16 protein-coding genes are annotated in these 19,812 nt (G+C 75.1%); 10 read left to right on the top strand and 6 right to left on the bottom strand.

The features are described 5' to 3' along the window. Positions 1-2: 2 nt before the first annotated feature. Together NXY84_RS16295 and NXY84_RS16290 are read right to left on the bottom strand one after the other, a co-directional pair. Positions 3-1,115: a DUF4349 domain-containing protein gene (locus NXY84_RS16295; RefSeq protein WP_258724089.1), complete on the bottom strand. Its 1,113-nt coding sequence runs from the start codon at positions 1,113-1,115 to the stop codon at positions 3-5. Positions 1,116-1,243: 128 nt separating this feature from the next. Beyond that, positions 1,244-3,118 carry a dolichyl-phosphate-mannose--protein mannosyltransferase gene (locus tag NXY84_RS16290; protein ID WP_258724088.1) on the bottom strand — a complete coding sequence of 625 codons (1,875 nt, stop codon included), beginning with the start codon at positions 3,116-3,118 and terminating at the stop codon, positions 1,244-1,246. Positions 3,119-3,337: 219 nt separating this feature from the next. Here NXY84_RS16290 and rsmI point away from each other — a divergent pair, with 219 nt between their 5' ends. Together rsmI and NXY84_RS16280 are read left to right on the top strand one after the other, a co-directional pair. After that, on the top strand, positions 3,338-4,195 hold the full coding sequence (gene rsmI, locus NXY84_RS16285; RefSeq protein ID WP_258724087.1) for a 16S rRNA (cytidine(1402)-2'-O)-methyltransferase: 858 nt from the start codon (positions 3,338-3,340) through the stop codon (positions 4,193-4,195). A 100-nt stretch (positions 4,196-4,295) separates the two neighbouring features. After that, entirely contained in the window at positions 4,296-6,062 is a 1,767-nt protein-coding gene (locus NXY84_RS16280) for an ABC transporter ATP-binding protein (protein ID WP_258724086.1), read from the top strand. 17 nt (positions 6,063-6,079) lie between these two features. Here the strand turns inward: NXY84_RS16280 and NXY84_RS16275 are convergent, their stop codons facing one another. Further along, positions 6,080-6,811 (bottom strand): DUF402 domain-containing protein, encoded by a 732-nt coding sequence (locus tag NXY84_RS16275; protein ID WP_258724085.1) that lies wholly within the window; start codon positions 6,809-6,811, stop codon positions 6,080-6,082. After that, positions 6,808-7,377, bottom strand: coding sequence for an isochorismatase family protein (locus NXY84_RS16270; protein WP_258727249.1), 570 nt, complete (start codon positions 7,375-7,377; stop codon positions 6,808-6,810). The genes NXY84_RS16275 and NXY84_RS16270 overlap by 4 nt, the downstream gene beginning before the upstream one ends. Before the next feature lie 214 nt (positions 7,378-7,591). Here NXY84_RS16270 and NXY84_RS16265 point away from each other — a divergent pair, with 214 nt between their 5' ends. After that, positions 7,592-8,776 carry an aminotransferase class I/II-fold pyridoxal phosphate-dependent enzyme gene (locus NXY84_RS16265; RefSeq protein WP_258724084.1) on the top strand — a complete coding sequence of 395 codons (1,185 nt, stop codon included), beginning with the start codon at positions 7,592-7,594 and terminating at the stop codon, positions 8,774-8,776. 87 nt (positions 8,777-8,863) lie between these two features. Beyond that, complete coding sequence (locus NXY84_RS16260) at positions 8,864-10,102, top strand: PQQ-dependent sugar dehydrogenase (RefSeq protein ID WP_258724083.1); 1,239 nt, start codon at positions 8,864-8,866, stop codon at positions 10,100-10,102. Here the strand turns inward: NXY84_RS16260 and NXY84_RS16255 are convergent. Next, positions 10,099-10,728, bottom strand: a complete 630-nt coding sequence (locus tag NXY84_RS16255) for a TetR/AcrR family transcriptional regulator (protein WP_258724082.1) — start codon at positions 10,726-10,728, stop codon at positions 10,099-10,101. The genes NXY84_RS16260 and NXY84_RS16255 overlap by 4 nt on opposite strands. Positions 10,729-10,791: 63 nt before the next feature. On the opposite strand from NXY84_RS16255, the gene NXY84_RS16250 reads away from it, so the two are divergent. Then, positions 10,792-11,694, top strand: coding sequence for an oxidoreductase (locus NXY84_RS16250; RefSeq protein ID WP_258724081.1), 903 nt, complete (start codon positions 10,792-10,794; stop codon positions 11,692-11,694). Between the two features lie 16 nt (positions 11,695-11,710). Here the strand turns inward: NXY84_RS16250 and NXY84_RS16245 are convergent, their stop codons facing one another. Continuing rightward, positions 11,711-12,379, bottom strand: a complete 669-nt coding sequence (locus NXY84_RS16245) for a hypothetical protein (RefSeq protein WP_258724080.1) — start codon at positions 12,377-12,379, stop codon at positions 11,711-11,713. Positions 12,380-12,691: 312 nt separating this feature from the next. On the opposite strand from NXY84_RS16245, the gene NXY84_RS16240 reads away from it, so the two are divergent. The 5 genes from NXY84_RS16240 to NXY84_RS16220 all read left to right on the top strand — a co-directional run bounded on the left by NXY84_RS16240 (position 12,692) and on the right by NXY84_RS16220 (position 19,803). Beyond that, entirely contained in the window at positions 12,692-13,837 is a 1,146-nt protein-coding gene (locus NXY84_RS16240) for a GH12 family glycosyl hydrolase domain-containing protein (protein ID WP_258724079.1), read from the top strand. Between the two features lie 155 nt (positions 13,838-13,992). Further along, complete coding sequence (gene metG / locus NXY84_RS16235; protein ID WP_258724078.1) at positions 13,993-15,621, top strand: methionine--tRNA ligase; 1,629 nt, start codon at positions 13,993-13,995, stop codon at positions 15,619-15,621. Further along, a complete protein-coding gene (locus NXY84_RS16230; RefSeq protein ID WP_258724077.1) occupies positions 15,618-16,568 on the top strand; it encodes a TatD family hydrolase in 951 nt (316 codons plus the stop codon). The genes metG and NXY84_RS16230 overlap by 4 nt, the downstream gene beginning before the upstream one ends. Positions 16,569-16,746: 178 nt before the next feature. Further along, a complete protein-coding gene (locus NXY84_RS16225) occupies positions 16,747-18,045 on the top strand; it encodes a ubiquitin-like domain-containing protein (RefSeq protein ID WP_258724076.1) in 1,299 nt (432 codons plus the stop codon). Positions 18,046-18,516: 471 nt separating this feature from the next. Beyond that, complete coding sequence (locus NXY84_RS16220) at positions 18,517-19,803, top strand: resuscitation-promoting factor (protein WP_258724075.1); 1,287 nt, start codon at positions 18,517-18,519, stop codon at positions 19,801-19,803. Positions 19,804-19,812: the final 9 nt, after the last annotated feature.

Genomic DNA, 19,812 nt, shown 5'->3' with positions numbered 1-19,812 from the left:
GGTCAGCGCTCCTGGGTCGGGTTCGGCGCCGGCTCCGGTGCCGGCTGGTCGTCGGGCTCGACCGGCGACGGCTCGGGCTGCGCGACCGGCGCGGCGCCCTGCGCAGCGGCGTGCGGAGCGCGGCCGCCGTACGCGGGCGGACCGCTCTGCGGCGGCGCGGCCGGCGTGCCGACCCACGGACCCGGCGGGTACGGCTGCGGGGCGCGGGCCGGCCGGTGCGCGCGCACCCACCGCAGCAGGCGGACGACGCCGAACGCCACGAGCGCGCCGAGCACGAGCCACGGCAGCAGGACCCCGAGCACGAGGACGAGCCCGCCGAGCATCGCGACGAGCGACTCCCAGCCGACCGCGAGCCCGCCGAGGAAGCCCTCGGGTGCGGGCTCCTCCTCGACGACCTCCGGCTCGTCGGACGGCTCGGTGATCGACACCCGCAGCGTCGAGAGCGCGACCTGCTCGGCGAGGCGGGCGCGCTGCGACTGCAGCGTCTCGAGGTTCGTCTGCCGCTCCGACAGCGCGACCTCGGCCGTGATGAGGTCCTCGCTCGTCGTGGCCTTGCTGAGCAGGTCCTCCATGCGCGCCACCGAGATCTGCAGCGACCGGATCCGCGCGTCGAGGTCGGTGCTGCGCGCGGTCACGTCCTCGGCGGACAGGTTGACGGACTCGACCGTGCCGATCTCCTCGAGCGCGTCGAGCGTCGGGGTCAGGTCGTCCGACGGCACGCGGACCAGCAGGTCGGCGCCGGCCTCCTGCCCGGAGGTCGCGGCGCGCTCGTAGCGCTCGTCGACACGCCCGTCGGCCGCCTCGACGAGCCGGACGACCTCGTCGGCGGCGTCGCGCGGCTCCTCGGACGTCAGCTGCACCTCGCCGCTCGTGACGACCTGGCGCCCGCTCGCGTCGGTGTCCTCCGCCGCGCGCTCGGCGCCGGCCTCACCGCCGACGGCACCCTCGGCAGCGTCCGCGGCCTGCGGGGCCTCCTGCATCGGGGCGGCCGCGTCCGAGGCGGCCTCGGAGCCGCCCGAGTCGCTCGCGGAGCAGCCCGCGAGCACCCCGACGAGCAGCAGCGGCACGGCGGCCAGCACAGCGGTCCTGCGTCCTCGCACCCGGTGTCGTCTCATGCGGCGACGGTAGGGGCGGGCGCGGGGCGGCCGGGGCGTCGTGGCCTGATCGTGACGGTTCCGTCATCCGATCGCTGCACAGGGGCCGCCGTGCGGGTCCGCGCCGTGCGGGCCTGCAGCGTGCGGGTCTACACCCAGGTGTCGAGCCACATGTGCGCGTGCCAGAACGAGTAGGGGATGACCCACGCCGTCCAGATCGGGTAGAAGAACGCGCTCACCGCGACGATCACCACGACGAACGCCGAGACCCCGGCGATGGCGCGCCGCCGGTGCACCGGGTCACCGTCCCGCTCGCCGATGAGCAGCCCGAGCACGTACACGAGCGTGAGCACGACCCACGGCGTGAACGCGATCGAGTAGAACGCGAAGATCGTGCGGTGCGTGTAGGCGAACCACGGGAGCCAGCCCGCGGCGATCCCCGACAGCACGGCGCCCGCGCGCCAGTCGCGCTGCCACACGAGCCAGCCGAGCGCGACCACGATCGCGGCGGCCGCGGCCCACCAGATCAGCGGGTTGCCGAGCGACGTGATCGCCTGCGCGCACGCGTCGGCCCCGCACGCCTCGCGCGCCTGGTCGGGCGGCAGCGTCGAGACGCCGGCGGGGTAGAAGTACGACGTCGGGCGCCACTGCACGATCCAGCCGAGCGGGTGCGCCGCGTAGGAGTGCTCGGCGCTGAGCGACGTGTGGAACGCCCACATGTCGGTGTGGTACTTCCACAGCGAGCGCAGCCCCTCGGGCAGCCACTGCACGCCCTGCCCGGGGTTCTGCTCCGCCCACAGCCGCCCGTAGGCGTCGGGGGAGCGGAACCACGACCACCACGTGCCGACGTAGGTGAGGACCGCGATCGCCACCATCGCGATCCCGGCCGGCACGGCGTCCTTGACGAACGCCGCGAGTGGCCACGCGCGGACCCCCACGGCGCGCCGGGCCGTCGCGTCCCACAGGACGCTCATCAGCCCGAACACCGCGAGGAAGTACACGCCCGACCACTTGGTCCCCGCGCACAGCCCGAGCAGCACGGCCGCGGCGAGCCGCCACCACCGCACGCCCGTCCACGGGCCCCAGCCCAGCGCGGCGCCCGAGTCGAGGACCGCCGCGGTCCGCGCCGCGAGCCGGCGCCGGGCCTGCTCGCGGTCGATCAGCAGCGCGCCGAACGCCGCGAGCGCGAAGAACATGACGAACCCGTCGAGCAGGCCGATCCGCGAGTGCACGATCGCCATGCCGTCGACCGCGAGCAGCAGCCCCGCGAGCGTGCCGAGCGCGGTCGACGCGAGCAGCCGCCGCCCGATCCGCGCGACCATGAGCACGCTGAGGATCCCGGCGATCGCCGCGCCGAGGCGCCACGCCGCCGGGTTCTCGACGCCGCCCCCGAGCTGCAGCCCGAGCGCGAGCATCCACTTGCCGACCTGCGGGTGCACGACGTACTCCGCGGCGACCTGGAGCGCGCCGGGGTCGCCCGCGGCGAAGCGCTGGTTGGCGTCGTCGCCGAGCCACTGCGCCTCGTAGCCGCGCTCGAGCATCGAGTACGCCTGCTTGACGTAGTACGTCTCGTCGAACACGAGCTCGCGCGGGCGCCCGAGGTCCCACAGGCGCAGGAACGCGGCGAGCGCGGTCACCGCGAGCGGCCACAGCCAGCCCAGCAGGCGCGCGCGCGGGGTGGCGTCGAGCTCGAGGGTCGCGGTGCCGAGCAGGCGGCGCAGGAGGCGGGTCTCGGTCGGGACGATGGGCCCGGCGTCGGCCGGGTCGGTCCCGTCGGCCAAGTTGTCCCGCTCGGCCTCGTCCGCCTCCGCGTCGCCGTCGGCGCGGACCTTCGCGGTCATCACGGCGTGGAACGGGCGGCCGTCGTCGGGCCCGTCGCTGCGCTCCGCGGGGGCAGGCGCTCCGTCGGCCGTGCCTGCCCCGCGGTGGTCCGGGGGCTGCTCCCCGGGCGCGCGGGGACCTGCCGGGTCGGTGGACGTCGAGGCGCCCGTGGGCGCGGCGTCGTCGTCGAAGGTGCGCGGCACCCGGTCATCGTAGGGGGAGCGCTCCCGCGTGCGCCCCCTCCCGATCCCGGTCGTTCCGGTCCGTGGTCGCCCGACGACGCCCGCCGGAGCGTGCCCGGACGGCCGAGCGGCGGAGCCCGGACGTGCGGCCGCCCGCCGCTGCACGAGCGCCGTCCGCGTCGTCGCGGTCAGCCCGGCGCGGTGGCCTGCCCCCGCCGCGGCGGGTGGCAGGCTTGCGGCGTGAGCACACCAGGCACCCCGACCGGCCGGCTCGTCCTCGCGGCGACCCCGATCGGCGACGTCGAGGACGCCTCGCCGCGCCTGCGCCGGCTGCTCGAGGAGTCGGACGTCGTCGCGGCCGAGGACACCCGCCGGCTGCGGGCGCTCGCGGCGCGCATGGGCGTCACGGTCGGCGGGCGGGTCGTGAGCTACCAGGAGCACAACGAGGCGGCCCGCGCGCGCGAGCTGCTCGACGTCGTCGCGCAGGGCGGGACGGTCGTCGTGGTGACCGACGCGGGGATGCCGTCGGTCTCCGACCCGGGGTTCCGCGTGGTCGCCGCGGCCGTCGAGGCGGGGCTGCCGGTGACCGCGGCGCCGGGTCCGAGCGCGGTGCTGACCGCGCTGGCGCTCTCCGGGCTGCCGACCGACCGCTTCTGCTTCGAGGGGTTCCCGCCGCGCAAGGCCGGGGAGCGGGCACGGGCTCTCGCCGCCCTCGCGACCGAGCGGCGCACGATGGTGTTCTTCGAGGCGCCGCACCGGCTCGCCGAGACGCTCGCGGCGATGGTCGAGGCGTTCGGCGGCGACCGGGCCGCGGCGGTGTGCCGCGAGCTCACGAAGACGTACGAGGAGGTCCGCCGCGGGCCGGTCGCCGAGCTGGCGGCGTGGGCGGCCGACGGCGAGGTGCGCGGCGAGATCGCGGTCGTCGTCGCGGGGGTCGCGGGCCCGGCGGCGACGTCGATGGCGGACCTCGTCGTCGAGGTGCTCGCGCGGGCCGACGGCGGCGAGCGGCTCAAGGACGCCGTCGCCGACGTCGCGGTCGCGGGCCAGGTGGCGAAGCGGGACCTGTACGCGGCGGCGCTCGCGGCGCGCTCACGCTGACGCGGGGCGGGGGCGCAGGCCGGGCACTCGTCCCGCACCCGCTCGCCACGGTCCGCGGGATCACCCGGTGCGATCGCGGTCGAATCGTTACGATGACGCGGTGACAGCCGAGCTGCTCGAGGACCGCTACCAGGGCGGCCGACCCCTGCGCACGCTCGCGTACCTGTTCGCCGGCCAGCGGTGGCGGCTCCTCGTCGCCGCGGTGGCGTTCGCGTTCAAGCACTCGCCGGTGTGGATCATGCCGGTGCTCACCGCCGAGGTCATCGACATCGTCGTCGACCACCGCCCGCTGCGGGACCTGTGGTGGGCCGCCGCGCTCATGGCGCTGTTCATCGGCCAGAACTACCCGCTGAGCGTGCTGTTCATCCGCCAGCTGTCCCTCTCGGTCCGCACCGTCGAGACGAACCTGCGCATGGCGCTGTGCCGCCGCCTGCAGGAGCTCTCGATCGGCTACCACCGCCGGATCAGCGCGGGCGTGCTGCAGGCGAAGATCGTGCGCGACGTCGAGAACGTCGTCGAGAGCACCCGGCAGACGTTCGACTCCGGCATGGCGGCGGTCACGACCCTCGCGGGCGCGATCGTCATCACCGCGGTGCGCGTCCCCGAGTTCCTGCCCGTGTTCGCGGTCGCGGTGCCCGCGTCGGCCCTGCTCGTCGTCGCGATGCGCCGGCGCATGACCGCGCGCAACGCCGCGTTCCGCGCGCAGGTCGAGCAGATGTCGGCGCGCGTCAGCGAGATGACGCACCTCATCCCGATCACGCGGGCGCACGCGCTCGAGAACGACGAGCTCGACCGGATGGACCGCTCGCTCGTCGGCGTCCGGGAGGCCGGGATCCGGCTCGACGTCGTCAACGGCAAGTTCGGCGCGCTCGCGTGGATCACGTTCCAGCTGCTCAGCGTCGCGTGCCTGGTCGGCGCCGCGTGGGTCGCGTGGACCGGGGTCTTCGACGTGAGCCCGGGCGACGTCGTGATGCTGTCGAGCTACTTCATGGCGCTCACCGGCTCGGTGACCGCGCTGCTCAGCCTCGCCCCCGTCGTGACCAAGGGGCTGGAGTCGGTCCGGTCGATGGGCGAGGTCCTGACCGAGCCCGACCTCGAGCGCAACGCGGGCAAGGCCGAGGTGACCGACGTCGCGGGCGCGGTGCGCTTCGAGGACGTGCGGTTCGCGTACGACGACGCGCCGGACGAGCACGCGGTCGACGGGCTGACGCTCGACGTCGCGGCGGGGGAGACGGTCGCGCTCGTCGGGCCGTCGGGCTCGGGCAAGTCGACCGTGCTCAACATGGTCATCGGTTTCCTCGCGCCGACGCAGGGCCGCATCCTGCTCGACGGCCGGGACATGGCCGAGCTCGACCTGCGCACCTACCGCCGGTTCCTCGCCGTCGTGCCGCAGGAGTCGCTGCTGTTCGAGGGCAGCGTGCGCGCCAACGTCACCTACGGCAGCCCGGACCTGTCCGACGACGCGGTCCGCGCCGCGCTCCGGGACGCCAACGCGCTCGAGTTCGTCGAGGCGATGGGCGGGCTCGACGCCGTGATCGGCGAGCGCGGCGCACGCCTCTCGGGCGGTCAGCGCCAGCGGCTCGCGATCGCCCGCGCGCTCGTGCGGGACCCGCGGGTCCTCGTGCTCGACGAGGCGACGTCGGCGCTCGACACCGCGTCGGAGCGCCTGGTCCAGGAGGCCCTCGCGCGTCTGATGAAGGGCCGGACGACGTTCGTCGTCGCGCACCGGCTCACCACGATCCAAGGTGCCGACCGCATCGCGGTGATGCGCGACGGGCGGCTCGTGGAGATCGGCGCGCACCACGAGCTCGTCGCGCGCGGCGGTGCGTACGCGCAGCTGCACGCGATGGGGCCGCTCGGGGGCTGAGCCGCCCCCGGGCGGGGTCAGCCGAGCTCGTCCGCCGCGTACCGGACGTCGTCGGGCAGCGGCAAGGGCTCGTCCCACCCGGTCGGTGGGCGCCACGACTCCCACCCCTCGTCGAGCGGCCAGCCCCGGCGCTCGACGAGCTCCGCGGCAGCGGCGCCCTGCGCACGCACCCAGGACGCGAACGCCGGCGAGATCGTCCCCGCGCCCTCCAGGTCGGCCAGCTCGTCCTCGTCCTTGTACTGCCACGACCCGTCCGGGTGGACCAGGAGGTCGAGCACCAGGTCGTGGGTCACGGTGGTCCGCGCGCCGCGCCGGTGCGGCAGCTCCACGTTGACGTAGACACCGGTCCACCCGCCGTCGTCGCCCGTGAAGAACCAGAGCGACCAGGGGGCGCCCGTCGGCGCCACCCGCACCTGACCCGCACCCTGCCACCGCCTCCGGGTGGGGACCTCGGTGCACGGGTCGCGCTCCGAGGGCCGCACCGCGCGCACGTCCCGGCCGTCGGGCAGCCGGGCGACGACGGACTCGGAGCCGCGCGGCAGCCACGCGACGAGTCCGCGTTCGTCGTCCCGCACGACCCGGACGGGGTGGCCGCGATGGGGGGACTCGCGCCAGAACACGACGTCGCCCGCGGTCCAGTGCGGGCCGCGGCCGTCGACGGGTGTCGCGCCCGGGACGGCAGGGTAGAGCGCACGGGCCTCCGCAGGGACGTCGGCGTCGGCGCCGGGCACCGGTCGGGGCGCGTTCACGCGTCGTACGACGCGACGAGCTCGACGCCGGTCGCGGCCAGCTCCGCGCGCGCCCGCTCGCCGAGCTCCGGGGTCACCGGCACGGTCAGGTCGGTCAGCACGCGCGTCCGCAGCCCGAGGGCGTGCGCGTCGAGCGCCGTCGCGCGCACGCAGTGCGACTCGGCGATCCCGACGACGTCGACGTCGGTCACCCCGCCCTCGCGGAGCAGGTCCGCGAGCGGGCGCCCGTCGGCGTCGACGCCCTCGAAGCCCGAGTAGGCGGCGGCGTACGCGCCCTTCCGGACGCTCAGGTCGGGGAGCATCGCGGCGAGCGCGGGGTGGATCGCGGCCTCGGCCGTGCCCGCCACGCCGTGCGGCGGCCAGGTGTCGACGAAGTCGGGGGTGTCGCTGAAGTGCGCGCCCGGGTCGACGTGCCAGTCCTGGGTCGTGACGACCAGCGGGTAGCGGTCGCGGTGCACCTCGACGTAGCGCGCGATCGCCGCGGCGACGGCGTTGCCGCCCTCGACCGGGAGCGACCCGCCCTCGCAGAACGTCGGCTGGACGTCGACCACGAGGAGTGCGCGCACGGGTCCGGCGCCGGGGTCTGCGACCCGGGGCGCGGCTCCGGGAGCGGTGGCGGTCTCGGCGCGCGGCCCGGCGGGGGCGCTGATCCGCGTCGGCGGTGCCTGCGGGTCCTGCTGCGTCACGGTGCTCCTCCAGTCGTGCGGGCGGCCCTGCGCCCCGAGTCTCGCAGCGTGGCGGACCGGGTGCGTCCCCGCACGTGGGCACTAGCGTCGGTCCATGGAGTTCCGTCGCATCCCGGGCCTGCCGCCCTACGTGTTCACGATCATCGACTCGCTCAAGCTCGAGGCCCGCCGCGCCGGCCACGACGTGATCGACCTCGGCTTCGGCAACCCCGACCTGCCGAGCCCGCAGGTCGCCGTCGACAAGCTCGCGGAGGCGGCCCAGAACACGCGCAACCACCGGTACTCCTCGTCGCGCGGCATCCCCAAGCTGCGCCAGGCGGTCGCCGACCTCTACCAGCGGCGCTTCGGCGTGAGCCTGGACCCGGAGACCGAGATCATCTCGACGATCGGTGCCAAGGAGGGGTTCAGCCACCTCATGTGGGTGCTGCTGCAGCCGGGCGACGCCGCGATCGTGCCGACGCCGAGCTACCCGATCCACATCTGGGGCCCGTACTTCGCGGGGGCCGACGCGCGGCAGGTCCCCATCGGCGACGGCGACGACGGTGCCGGGTACATCGACCGCGTGATGGAGGCGTGGGAGCTCGGCTGGCCCAAGCCGCGCGTCGTCGTGCTCTCGTTCCCGCACAACCCCACGACGACGACCGTGGACCTGCCCGACCTGCAGCGGCTCGTCAACTGGGCGCGCGAGCGCGACGTGGTGCTCGTGCACGACCTCGCGTACGCCGACATGTGCTTCGACGGGTGGACGCCGCCGTCGATCCTGCAGTGCGAGGGCGCCAAGGAGGTCGCGGTCGAGCTGTACTCGATGACGAAGTCGTTCTCGATGGCCGGCTGGCGCGTCGCGTTCCTCGTCGGGCGCCCGGACGTCGTGGGCGCGCTCGCCAAGCTCAAGAGCTACCTCGACTACGGCACGTTCCAGCCGATCCAGATCGCCGCGACCGTGACGCTCAACGAGGCCGCGGACTACCCGATCGAGCTCAACACGGTCTACGAGTCGCGGCGCAACGCGCTCTACGACGGCCTCACGCGCATCGGGTGGGACATCCTCAAGCCGCGCGGCACGATGTTCGCCTGGGCGCGGATCCCCGAGCAGTACGCCGACATGGGCTCGATCGAGTTCGCGCAGCACCTGGTGCGGGAGTGCGACGTCGCGGTGTCGCCGGGCGTCGGGTTCGGGCCCGGGGGCGACCGACACGTGCGGTTCGCGCTCATCGAGAACGAGCAGCGGATCGCGCAGGCCGTGCGCGGGCTGCGGCGCGGGCTGACGCGGCTGGGCTGACGCGGCTGCGGTGATGCGGCTGCGGTGACGCGGCGCCGAGCCGGGCGTCGGGAGGCGCGGGGCGGCCCGGACCGCGAGGCTGTCGGCATGGGTGAGCAGAGGCGGCAGGGCGCTCGGGCGGTCCCGGCGGTGGCGCGGCGCGGTGCGTCGGCGCTCGCGGTGGGTGCGCTGCTGCTCGCCGGGTGCACGACGTCCGACGCGGGCGGCGGGGCGGCGACGCCGGGACTGAGCCCGGGGTCGTCCACGGCCCCCACGCCCGCGACGACCGGCACGGGCGCCCCCCTCGCGGAGGTCCCCACGGTCGACGTGACCGCGGTCGAGGAGGTCGCGACCGGGCTCGACGTCCCGTGGGGCCTGGACTTCCTGCCCGACGGCCGCGCGCTCGTGACGCTGCGCGACGCGGGACGGCTCGTCGTCGTCGACCCGGCGGGCGACGTGACGCACGTCGTCGGGCCGGGTGCCGAGGCCGTCGCGGCGGCGACCGACGCGCAGGGCGAGGGCGGGCTGCTCGGCGTCGCGGTCCTGCCCGCCGAGGGTGCGTCGGACGGCGCGGGCGCGGGCAGGGGCGCGACGACCGTCGCCGTGTACCTCACGTCCGAGCGCGACAACCGGGTGCTGACCGCGGAGCTCGACGGCACGACGCTCGGCGAGGTCACCGAGGTCCTCACGGGCATCCCCAAGGGCCAGAACCACAACGGCGGGCGTCTCGAGGTCGGCCCCGACGGGTTCCTCTACGTCACGACCGGCGACACGTACGACACGTCGCTCGCGCAGGACCGCGAGAGCCTCGGCGGCAAGGTGCTGCGGGTCACCGCCGTCGGCGAGCCGGCCCCGGGCAACCCGTTCCCGGGCTCCCCGGTGTGGACGCTCGGGCACCGCAACGTGCAGGGCATCGGCTGGGCGGCGGACGGCCGGATGTTCGCCTCGGAGTTCGGTCAGGAGACGTGGGACGAGCTCAACGTGCTGACGCCCGGCAGCAGCTACGGCTGGCCCGTCGTCGAGGGCGCCGGGGGCGAGGACGAGGGCTTCGTCGCGCCGGTCGCGACGTGGGCGACGTCGGACGCGTCGCCGAGCGGGCTCGCCGTGACCGACGAAGGCGTCTACCTCGCGGGCCTGCGCGGCGAGCGGCTGTGGCGCGTGCCGCTGCGGGCCGACGGCGTGGGGGAGCCGCAGGCGCTGCTCGACGGCGAGCACGGGCGCCTGCGGGCGGTCGAGGTCGCCCCGGACGGCTCGCTGTGGGTCGTCACCGGCAACACCGACGGCCGCGGGCGGGTGCGCGACGGCGACGACCGCGTCCTGCGCGTGACGGTGGCGCCGGCCGCCTAGCTCGGAGCGCTGCGCCCGGCCGCCTGGCCCGGGCGGGCGCCGCCCAGCAGCTGCTCGACGGCCGTCTCCACGAGCCCGTCGAGCAGCTCGGGCCGCACCAGGCTGCCGTTGATCATCGACGCGATGCCCTGGAGCGTCGCGAACACGACGAGGCCGGTCTGCTCGGGGTCGCCCGCGGGCAGTGCGCCGAGCTCCTGGCCCTCGACGACCAGCCCGTGCATGAGCGTGAACGGGGCCGTGGCGGCCTCGACGATCCGCTCGGCGCCGGCCCGGTGCTTGCTCGTGTACATGAGCTCGAGCAGCGCGGCGTTCTCGGTCGCGAAGCGCACGTAGGCGGTCATGGCGGCGCGCAGGCGTCGGGGGAAGTCGGCGCCGGCGTCCGCTACGGCGCCACGCAGCGCGGTGTCGAGCCGGGCGAACCCGGCCTCCGCGAGCGCGTCGAGCAGCGCCTGCCGGTTCGCGAAGTGTCGGCGCGGCGCGCCGTGGCTGACGCCGATCTCGCGGGCCAGGTCGCGCAGCGTCACCTGGTCGGGGCTCGTCTCGCGGAGGCGCTGCTCGGCCGCGTCGAGCAGGGCGGTGCGCAGGTTGCCGTGGTGGTAGCGGCGCTCGTCGGTCGTCTCGGGCACGCACCGAGCCTACCGCCCATGTTGTCGTTGACGACATTGTGGTCGCTGCCTACTATGTTGCACATGACAACATTCTCCGCGGCGGACGTCCCCGCCATGGCCGGGCGCACCGTCGTCGTCACGGGCGCCAACAGCGGCATCGGCCGGGTGACGGCGCAGGTGCTCGCCGAGCGCGGCGCCCACGTCGTCCTCGCCGTGCGCGACCTCGACAAGGGGCGCCGCGCGGCGACGGAGATGACCGGTGACGTCGAGGTGCGCCGGCTCGACCTCGCGGACCTCGCCTCGGTGCGCGCGTTCGCAGCCGAGCTCACGGGGGACGTCGACGTGCTGGTGAACAACGCGGGCGTCATGATCCCGCCGCTCACCCGGACCGCCGACGGCTTCGAGCTGCAGCTCGGCACCAACCACCTGGGGCACTTCGCGCTCACCAACCTGCTCCTGCCGCGCATCCGGGGGCGCGTCGTCACCGTCTCCTCCAACGGTCACCGGATGGGGTCGATCGACTTCACCGACCTCCAGTGGGAGCGCAAGCCGTACCGGCCGATGGTCGCGTACGCGCAGTCCAAGCTGGCCAACCTGCTGTTCACCACCGAGCTCCAGCGCCGCCTCGACGAGGCCGGCTCCCCGGTGATCGCGACCGCGGCGCACCCGGGCCTCGCGGCGACGAACCTGCTGCGGTCCGCGGGGCGGAGCCGTGCGCGGCACGCCGTCGAGCGCGCCCTGAGCCGGCTGATGTCGCAGAGCGAGGAGCAGGGTGCCCTGCCGACGCTCCTCGCCGCCGTCGCCGACGTGCCGGGCGACTCCTACGCCGGGCCCGGCGGCCTCCTCGAAGGGCGCGGGGCGCCGACGCTCGTCGGCCGGTCCGCGAAGGCGCGGGACCGCGTGCTCGCGCGGCGGCTGTGGGACGTCTCCGAGGAGCTCACGGGCGTCACGTTCCCGCGGGCGGCGCCGGGCTCTGTCGCCTAGCCCCGCCTAGCCCCGCCTAGCCACGGGACCCGGGGTCGCCCGGGCGCTCCTGCGGCCCGAGCACGCGCTCGAACCACCCGCCCGCAGGCAGGCTGAGCGGCACGTGCGGCGGCTCGGTGTGCTCGACGCGCGGCTCGGACGGCCAGAGCGTCACGACGCGGTCCCGCGCTCCCGCGAGAACCGCAGCCGGGATGACGGTCCGGGTCTCGGGGACGCCGAGCGCCTCGCACGCGCACACCACGACGACGTCGCCGTCGGGCGGCACCGGCGTCAGCCACAGCTTCTTGTCCACGCTCCGGCCGCCGCCGCGACCGCCACGGTCACCGAGGCGTGGAGCGTCGTCGCGGTCGGGCTCCGGTCCCGCGTTCGTCGCGACGCTCCCGTCCGCGAGCTCGACGCCGAGCAGCAGCCGGCCGGGCGCGGCGTTCGCGCGGTGCCGGTGGCCGTGACCCTCCACGAGGGAGAAGAGGTCGAGCGCCGCAGGGTCGTCGCGGCGGCGGCGCACCGCGAGGTCGAGCTCGACGCCCGTGGAGTACACGTGCCCGCCGACGAGCGCCACCGCGACGTCCTCGGTCCGCGCGAGCACCGCGTGCACGGCGACGGGGGCGGGCACCTCGTTCTCCGGCGGGCCGGCCGCCCACGCCGGGAGTGCGGGCACGACGCTGTCGTCCGGGACGAAGTGCATGGCCCGACGATCCCGCTCGTCCCCGTCCCCGTCAACGCGCGGGCTCCTGACGAGTCGGGCCTCGTGCGCTGCGGCGGGCAGGCCGGCGGGCGCGCGAGAGGAGCGGGGAGCCGCGACGCCCGTACGCGGACGTCTCGGCGGTCCGGGTGCTGCTCGATGCTGAATCGATTCGCGTCGCGCGCCCGCGGCGGCGCGGTGCTTGCATGGCCGAGGGCACCCCGGCGCAGCGCCGCGCCGTCGACCGCCCGCCGGCCCGCACCCCCGCGGTGCCACGCACCTTCCTCGCCGTCCGCGCACGGACCAAGGAGCGACATGAGATCCCTACGCACGACCTTCCTGACGGGCCCGCTGAGCCTCGGGCTCGGCGTGTCCGCGCTCGTCGCGGCCGCACCCGCGACCGCCGCCGTGATCTGCGAGCAGTACGGCAGCGCGCCGATCCAGAACGGCCGCTACATCGTCGGCAACAACCGCTGGGGCAGCAGCGCGACGCAGTGCATCGACACGACCGCGACCGGCTTCCGGGTCACCCAGGCCGACGGGAGCAACCCCACGAACGGCAGCCCGAAGTCGTACCCGACCGTCTACTACGGCTGCCACTACGGCGTCTGCTCGACGAGCGGCAACATCCTGACCAACGGGCTCCAGGCGAGCGACCCCGCGTTCGCGGGCATCTCGACCAGCGTGAGCATGAGCTACCCGAGCAGCGGCACGTACAACGCCGCGTACGACATCTGGTTCCACCAGAGCCGGCCGACGTCGACGACCGGCCAGAACAACGGTGCCGAGCTGATGATCTGGCTCAACCGCCAGGGCTCGATCCAGCCGATCGGCTCGCGCGTCGGCACCGCGAACCTCAACGGTGCGACGTGGGAGGTGTGGTCCGGCAACATCGGCTGGAACGTCATCTCCTACGTGCGGACGACGCCCACGACCAGCCTGAGCTTCAACGTCAAGACCTTCTGGGACGACGTGGTCAGCCGCGGGCTGGGGTCGAGCGCGTGGTGGCTGACGAGCATCCAGGCCGGCTTCGAGCCGTGGATCGGCGGGACGGGGCTCGCCGTGAACAACTTCTCGGTGACGACGGGTGGCAGCACCCCGCCGCCGACGACGCCCCCGCCCACGACCCCGCCCCCGACGACCCCGCCGCCGACGGGCGCGGGCGCCTGCACGGCGACGTACTCGACGGTCAACTCGTGGCAGGGCGGCTCGCAGGGCTCGGTCACGGTGCGCAGCTCGGGGTCGTCGGCCATCTCCGGCTGGACCGTCACGTGGACGTACCCGAACGGCCAGACGATCAGCAGCCTGTGGAACGGCCGGCTCACGCAGAGCGGGTCGAACGAGACGGTCCGCAACGAGTCGTACAACGGCTCGCTCGCACCGAACGCCTCGACGACGTTCGGCTTCCAGGTCAGCGGCGCGTCGCCCGGCACGCCGACCCTGCGGTGCACGGCGACCTGACGGCGCTCGACGACCGACGCCCCGGCGCCGACCCTCCCGGTCGTGCGGCGGGGCGTCGGCGTGCCGCTGAGGGGGCACCGACGCCGGACGAGCCGGGGCACGCGCCGGCGTGAATCACGACGACCCGCCGCACGGCCCCCGCCTACGATGTCGCCATGCCCGAGTCCCGCTCGTCCTTCTACCTGACCACGCCGATCTACTACGTCAACGACGCCCCCCACATCGGGCACGCGTACACGACGGTCGCGGCCGACGTCCTCACCCGCTGGCACCGCCAGCGCCAGGAGCAGGTCTGGTTCCTCACGGGGACCGACGAGCACGGGCAGAAGGTCATGCGCACCGCCGAGGCGAACGGCGTGAGCCCGCAGGAGTGGGCCGACCGGCTCGTCGAGAGCCAGTGGCAGCCCGTCCTGCAGACGCTCGACGTCGTCAACGACGACTTCATCCGCACGACGCAGGAGCGCCACACCACGCGCGTGCAGTCGTTCATCCAGGACCTGCACGACAAGGGCGAGATCTACGCGGGCTCCTACGAGGGCCCGTACTGCGTGGGCTGCGAGGAGTACAAGCTCCCCGGCGAGCTGCTCGACGGCACCGGCGAGTACGAGGGCCAGAAGGTCTGCCCGATCCACGGCAGGCCCGTCGAGATGCTCTCCGAGCAGAACTACTTCTTCCGCATGAGCGCGTACACCGAGCGCCTGCTGGAGTTCTACGAGGCCAACCCGACGTTCGTGCAGCCCGCGAGCGCGCGCAACGAGGTGCTGGCGTTCGTGCGGCAGGGCCTGCAGGACCTGTCGATCTCGCGGAACACCTTCGACTGGGGCATCCCGATCCCGTGGGACACGAGCCACGTGCTCTACGTGTGGTTCGACGCGCTGCTCAACTACGCGACCGCCGTCGGGCTCGGGTCGGACGACCCGGAGGAGAAGGCGCGGTTCGAGCGGGTCTGGCCCGCCGACGTGCACCTCGTCGGCAAGGACATCCTGCGGTTCCACGCCGTCATCTGGCCCGCGATGCTCATGGCCGCGGGGCTCCCGCTGCCCGGGCAGGTCTTCGCGCACGGCTGGCTCCTCGTCGGCGGCGAGAAGATGAGCAAGTCCAAGCTCACGGGCATCGCGCCGAGCCAGATCATCGACACGTTCGGGTCCGACGCGTTCCGCTACTACTTCCTGCGCGCGATCGCGTTCGGGCAGGACGGCTCGTTCTCGTGGGAGGACCTGCACGCTCGGTACACCTCCGAGCTCGCGAACGGCTTCGGCAACCTCGCGTCCCGCGTCACGGCGATGATCGCGAAGAACTTCGGCGGCTCGCTGCCCGCGGCCGGCCCGCTCACGCCCGCCGAGGAGGCGCTCGCCGAGGTCGCCGCGCGCGCGGTCGCCGATGCGGAGGCGGCGATCGACCGGCTCGCGCTGCACGAGGCCATCGGCGCGGTGTGGACGCTCGTCGACGCGACCAACCTGTACCTGACCGAGCAGGAGCCGTGGAAGGTCGCCAAGGCGCCCGGCGAGGTCGGCGAGGGCGGGCTCGGTGTCGCCGGCGGACGGCTCGCGACGATCCTCGTGACCGCCGCGGAGGCCCTGCGCTCGCTCGCGGTGCTGCTGCACCCGGTGACCCCGCGCGCCGCGCAGTCGCTGTGGGCGGCGCTCGGCGCCGAGCAGGCGCTCGGGGCGCTCGGCGCGCAGCCGGTCGCGGACGCGGGCCGCTTCGGCGTGCTCCCGGCCGGCACCACGGTGACCAAGGGCGCGTCGCTGTTCCCGCGGATCGAGGAGCCGGCCGAGCAGTGAGCCGGTCGCGCAGCCGCGAGCGCGGCTGGCCGGCCGACCCCGAGCCGCTGCCGTCCCCGGTCTGGGACAACCACACGCACCTCGAGAGCGTGCTGGCGTTCGACGTGCCCCACGACGCGGGCGCGGACGGCGGGCGCCGCACCCTCGAGGACCACCTCGGCCGGGCGGCGGCAGCCGGCGTCACGGCCCTCGTCCAGGTCGGCTGCGACGTCGACGCGATCGGGTGGACCGACGCGCTGCTGCGGGCGCACCCCGACGGCCTCGCGGGTGTCCGGCTGCTTGGCGCCGTCGCGATCCACCCCAACGAGGCCGTGCTGCACGCCCGGGTCCTCGAGGTCGCGCCCGACGGCCTCGACCCCGCGCTCGACCCCCGCCACGACCTCGACCTCGACGCGGCGATCGCCCGCGTCGCCGAGGTCGCCCGCACCAACCCGCGCGTGCGGGCGGTCGGCGAGACGGGGCTGGACCACTTCCGCGCCGGCCCGCGGGGTCGCGAGGTGCAGGTCGCCGCCTTCCGCGCGCACGTCGCGCTGGCCAAGGAGCTCGGTCTCGCGCTGCAGATCCACGACCGCGACGCGCACGCCGAGGTGCTCGAGGTCCTGGAGCGCGACGGTGCGCCGGAGCGCACCGTCTTCCACTGCTTCTCGGGCGACGCCGAGATGGCGCGGCTGTGCGCGGACCGCGGCTGGTACCTCTCGTTCGCCGGCCCGGTGACGTTCGGCGCGAACGACGAGCTGCGGGCGGCGCTGCGGGCGGTCCCGCTCGACCGGGTGCTCGTCGAGACCGACGCGCCGTACCTGACGGCGCACCCGCTGCGCGGGCGGCCGAACGCGCCGTACCTCCTCGGCCTCACCGTCCGCCGGGTCGCCGCCGAGCGCGGCGTCGGGCTCGACGTGCTGTGCCGCACGCTGAGCGCGACGTCCGAGGCGGTGTACGGCCCCGCCTGAGACCGGCCACGGGGTGAGACGTCCCGGCGAACCCGGACAAGCGTCCGGGTTCCGCTACCCGCCGCGGTCACGGATCGGTTACGGTCGGACAGCCGCGCGCGGGACGGTGCCCTTCGGGGCGCCGCGGTCCCCGCAAGCACCGCCGGCGCAGCACCCACCGAGGACCGAGAGGACGCCCGTGCCCGAGCCCGACGCGATGCCGACGACGCGGCGCGAGCGTGCGGCGCTCGAGCGGGCGCAGACGCGCACGGCGGTCCCCGGGCCTCCCCGGCGCACGGGCGGCGGCCCGGAGCGCCCGGCCTCGGCTCCGGCGGCCCGCAGGGTCTCGCGCCCGGTCCGCCTCGCCGCTCAGGGCGTCGTGCTCGCGCTGGTCGCCGGCGGCACGAGCGCGTTCGCGGTGCTGCACAAGTCCGTCACGGTGGACGTGGACGGCACGCCGGTCGAGGTCACCGCGTTCGGCCGCACCGTCGCCGACGTGCTCGCGGGCGCCGAGATCGAGGTGGGCGAGGGGGACCTCGTCGCACCCGCGCTCGACGAGCACATCACGAGCGGGGCCCAGGTCGTCGTGCGCCACGGACGCGAGCTCGAGGTCGAGATCGACGGCGCGCAGAAGACCGTGTGGACCACGGCGCTCACGGTGGGGGAGGCTGTCGAGGGCCTCGGCCTGCGCGGCGGCGACACGCTGCTGTCGGCCTCGCGGTCGGCGTCGCTCGGGCGCGACGTGCTGCGCGTCTCGACCGAGAAGACGCTCCACCTCGTGGTCGACGGGCAGGTCATCGACGGCGTGAGCAGCGCCCCGACGGTCCGCGAGGCGCTCCGGGAGATCGGCCTCGTGCTCGAGGAGGGCGACCACGTGTCCGTCCCGCTCGACGCGACGGCGGTCGACGGCCTCGTCGTGCTCGTCACGCGCGCGAGCCAGGGCGACCAGACCGTCACCGAGGTCGTGCCGTTCCAGACCCTCGAGGTCGAGGACCCCGAGCTCGTCAAGGGCCAGAAGGTCGTCGAGACCAAGGGCCGGGCCGGTCAGCGGCAGACGACGTACGCGACGTCGCTCGTGGGCGGCGCCGTCGTCGAGCGGACCGTGCTCGCGTCGGCCGTCACGGTCGCCCCCGTCGACCAGGTCGTACGGGTCGGCACCGCCGAGCTGCCGGACCCGTCGACCGTCGCGGTCGAGCCGGGTACGGCGCAGGCGCTGGGCAAGGAGATGGCGGCCGCCCGCGGGTACGGCGACGACCAGTTCGCGTGCCTGCTCGCCCTCTGGAAGAAGGAGAGCGGCTGGCGGGTGAACGCCGAGAACAAGTCCTCCGGCGCGTACGGCATCCCGCAGTCGCTGCCGGGCAGCAAGATGGCGACCGTCGCGGACGACTGGCGCACCAACCCGGCGACCCAGATCACGTGGGGCCTGAACTACATCGAGGGCCGGTACGGCGACCCGTGCGGGGCGTGGGCGCACTCGCAGGCCAAGGGCTGGTACTGAGCCACCGGCCGGTCCCGAGGCACGGGCCGGCGCCCGTCCGGCGGGCCCGCTCCTGACCGGTCGGCGGTGGGCCGGCCGAGCAGACGCCGGTCCGCGCGGGCGGCAGCCGCGGCGTCCGACGAACGGGTCGCGCCGCACACCGGTGCGGCGCCGGCGACGTGTGCGCAGCCGTCCAGTATGTCCGTCTCTGTGCCGGTATCGGCCTGCCCCGCGGGGTGATCTCGCGCACAGAGGGTTGGGCGCCACATCACGGGTCGGTTACGGTCGCGTGTCGCTGCACCGGCCGGACGTCCCTCGTGGGCACCCGGCCAGGACCGCGGGCGACGGGCCCACGCGCCTCCGCGTGAGCCGTTGACGGCCGGATCGGGGATCCGGGAACGACGGGCACGTCCTCCCTCCAGGACGCGCAGAGCCACCGGCCCTCGGGCGACGGGGCACCGCCGTGCGCCGCGTGCGGTGCGTCCGCTCCCCGTGCCCGGGACCACCGACGTCTGGAACCGTGTGCGCTTCCCCTCCCTGACCCCCGCCGGCGACACCGCCGAGACAGCCGCCGAGCCCCAGCTCACCGACACCCCCTCCCTGCGCTCGCGCCTCACCGGGTCCGCCGACTCGGGCCGCGCCCGCCTCCGCCTCGTCGCCGCCCTCTCCGCGGCCCTGGTCCTCGCGACCGGCACGGCCGTCACGGCCCAGGCGCACAAGACCGTCACGCTCGACGTCGACGGCGTCGAGACCGAGGTCACGACCTTCGCCGGCAGCGTCGAAGGACTCCTCGAGGAGCACGACGTCACCGTCGGCACGCGCGACACCGTCGCCCCCGACGGGGCGCTGCAGGACGGCTCCGACGTCGTCGTGCGCCACGCGCGCCTCGTGACCGTCCGCACCGACGGCGTGGACGAGTCCGTCTGGACCACCGCCCTCAGCGCCGACGAGGCGCTCGACGCGCTCGCGGGCCGCGGCACGGACGTGCAGCTCGTCGCGTCGCGCTCCAACGGCACCGGCCGCCCGTTCCTCGCCGGCGACCTGACCCTCGACGGCGCGGCCGACGTGCTCGTCGACGGCCGCACGCTCCCGGTGCCCGACGGCGTCACGGACGTCGCGACGGCGCTCGAGCGGCTCGGCGTCGTGCTCACCGAGCGCGACACCGTCGTCGTCCGCCCCGGCGCCGACGGCCGCGTGGCCGTCGTGGTGAGCCGCGTCGTGGTGCAGGACGTGACCACGACGGTCGAGCTCCCGTTCGCCTCGGTCACGCAGGACGACGCCGAGCGCTACGTCGGCCAGAAGGCCGTCGTGACCGAGGGCGCCGTGGGCGTCCGCACGGTCGTCGAGCGCGTCACCACCGTCGACGGCGTGGAGACCGCGCGCGAGCCGGTCTCGGACCAGGTCACGCAGGCCCCGGTCGACGAGGTCGTCGCGGTCGGCACCAAGGCGCGCCCGGCGGCGACGCCCAAGGCCCCTGCGGCTCCGGCTGCCGAGTCCGCGCCGGCGACCGGGTCCCCGGTCACGGCGGGTGGCGACGCCGACTCGCTGAACTGGGCCGCGCTCGCGAAGTGCGAGTCCGGCGGCAACCCGTCGATCGTCTCCTCGACCGGCAAGTACCACGGGCTGTACCAGTTCTCGGTCGCGACGTGGCAGGCGGTCGGCGGTGCCGGCCTCCCGTCCGACGCGTCGGCGGAGGAGCAGACGGCGCGCGCCAAGATGCTCTACAACCGCTCGGGTGCCGGCCAGTGGCCGCACTGCGGGAAGAACCTGTTCGCCTGATCGACCGTC

It is taken from the genome of Cellulomonas sp. NS3, assembly GCF_024757985.1.
GTDB lineage: Bacteria > Actinomycetota > Actinomycetes > Actinomycetales > Cellulomonadaceae > Cellulomonas_A.
The sequence above is the reverse complement of the archived record's forward strand: the minus strand, read 5'-3'. Positions and strand labels throughout refer to the sequence as shown.

Excerpts from the sequence above, each read along its gene's own strand:
- NXY84_RS16245 (WP_258724080.1), bottom strand. The coding sequence starts at position 12,379 with ATGCACTTCGTCCCGGACGACAGCGTCGTGCCCGCACTCCCGGCGTGG.
- NXY84_RS16240 (WP_258724079.1), top strand. The coding sequence starts at position 12,692 with ATGAGATCCCTACGCACGACCTTCCTGACGGGCCCGCTGAGCCTCGGG.
- NXY84_RS16295 (WP_258724089.1), bottom strand. The coding sequence starts at position 1,115 with ATGAGACGACACCGGGTGCGAGGACGCAGGACCGCTGTGCTGGCCGCC.
- metG (WP_258724078.1), top strand. The coding sequence starts at position 13,993 with ATGCCCGAGTCCCGCTCGTCCTTCTACCTGACCACGCCGATCTACTAC.
- NXY84_RS16265 (WP_258724084.1), top strand. The coding sequence starts at position 7,592 with ATGGAGTTCCGTCGCATCCCGGGCCTGCCGCCCTACGTGTTCACGATC.
- NXY84_RS16250 (WP_258724081.1), top strand. The coding sequence starts at position 10,792 with ATGACAACATTCTCCGCGGCGGACGTCCCCGCCATGGCCGGGCGCACC.
- NXY84_RS16260 (WP_258724083.1), top strand. The coding sequence starts at position 8,864 with ATGGGTGAGCAGAGGCGGCAGGGCGCTCGGGCGGTCCCGGCGGTGGCG.